This is a genomic window from Cupriavidus sp. KB_39, from assembly GCF_052114485.1.
Taxonomy (GTDB): domain Bacteria; phylum Pseudomonadota; class Gammaproteobacteria; order Burkholderiales; family Burkholderiaceae; genus Cupriavidus.
Window position 1 is genome coordinate 1 of record NZ_JBFREV010000122.1, and the last position, 1,435, is coordinate 1,435.

At 58.3% G+C, this 1,435-nt stretch carries 2 protein-coding genes; both read right to left on the bottom strand.

Annotated elements, in window-relative coordinates:
- Window positions 1–193: 193 nt before the first annotated feature.
- Window positions 194–688, bottom strand: a complete 495-nt coding sequence (locus tag AB4Z27_RS28965) for a pilin (protein WP_441591899.1) — start codon at window positions 686–688, stop codon at window positions 194–196.
- A gap of 230 nt (window positions 689–918) precedes the next feature.
- Window positions 919–1,435: pilin (locus AB4Z27_RS28970; RefSeq protein WP_441645980.1), on the bottom strand; the 517-nt coding region annotated here is incomplete at its 5' end.

The window sequence follows — 1,435 nt, forward strand, 5'->3', positions numbered from 1 at the left end:
CAGCGGGAGGGTAAAGGCGGCGATGATCGCCGACCCCGGAAGCAAAGCCCTGGATGGCGGCATGCGGGCGCGAGGGGAAGGAAAGGCGCCATGATAGCTTGGCGGCTTGGGGAAGCAGGAAAAGAAAAAGCGCCCGAAGGCGCTTTTTCTACATCAGCATCAGGCGAGGGAAAGGCTCGCTGATGGCTTGATATTAAATCGCCTGGCCAATCGGGCAACCCGAAGGAGCGTAGCTGGCTTTCCAACCAGCGTTGTTGCTAGCTGTAACGAAGCAGCGCCACGTACCAGTATCTTGGCGCTGCCAGTTGATGGTGGCACCTGCCACGGAAGGGCTAGCATTCTTGTTGGTGCCTGCGTCCGTGGTCAGCGTCGACGACCAGACAAATGCGCCGGTGTTCACGTTAGCGGGCACATTCGGATCGGCATACAGATTCGACTGAACAAAGCCAATATCGGCCAAGGCGGCAACCGCGGCGCCGTTGCTCAGACGATCTTCAAATGCCGTCTTGTACGCGCCCATTTCGCTGACTGCACGTGCCACCTGCGTACGCGCCGTGTAATCCTGATATTGCGGAATCGCGATAGCAGCCAGGATACCGATGATCGCAACCACGATCATCAGTTCGATCAGCGTGAAACCCTTTTGGGCTTGGCGACCCAGTTTTTTGATTTGTTGTACCCGTTGCATAAGGATTGACCCCTCGATGAGATTTTCGTTACAGAAAGAAACATCTGCTTGCATGTGATGCATTACCCCTAAAGCAGGGAGTGTGCCAGACCAGCAAATGCCGATAATCTCATGCGGGAGTGACAAAATTTGGCCGATCTACGATTCCAAGGGACGGCTAATCAACAAAATTTGTCACATTTTGTGTCTACGGGACTGACAAAGTTTTGCAGTGGACCGGCGTGGGCGGATCAAGCCTCAGGCGTATAGCCCCACCGGTACCGACATGCCTTAGGCCGCACATTTTCACGGGTATTCGAATAACAGTCCCAGGACGCCGCGCCGCCGCCAGCGTAGCCTTCAGACGGTTTGCCGGTCCCACTCAACTCAAGCTCCACGAACTTGCCCCGGAGCAGCGGCGACGCGTCCTCGCGGAAGTACGCCCGGAGAAAGCACCCGCCGCCGTCTGAGACCTGGCCCATGCGCTGGGCCACCACGCGCTCCACGTACTTTCCGTTAATGGTTGCAGCCGGCGGCAAGGCGGCATCGTTCTCCCCGGTGTTGTCAGGACATTGAGAGGACAAGACATAGGTCTCCAGCACCGAGACCTTCAATCCCCCCAGCAAATACAGCCCCTCGGCGAACTGGGCCCGCGCCACGTACGCGCGGTACTGCGGCAGGGCGAGGCTGGCCAGGATGCCGATGATCGCCACCACGATCATCAGCTCGATCAGCGAAAAGCCCGCCCGCCGTGGAAGGCGCTTGCGG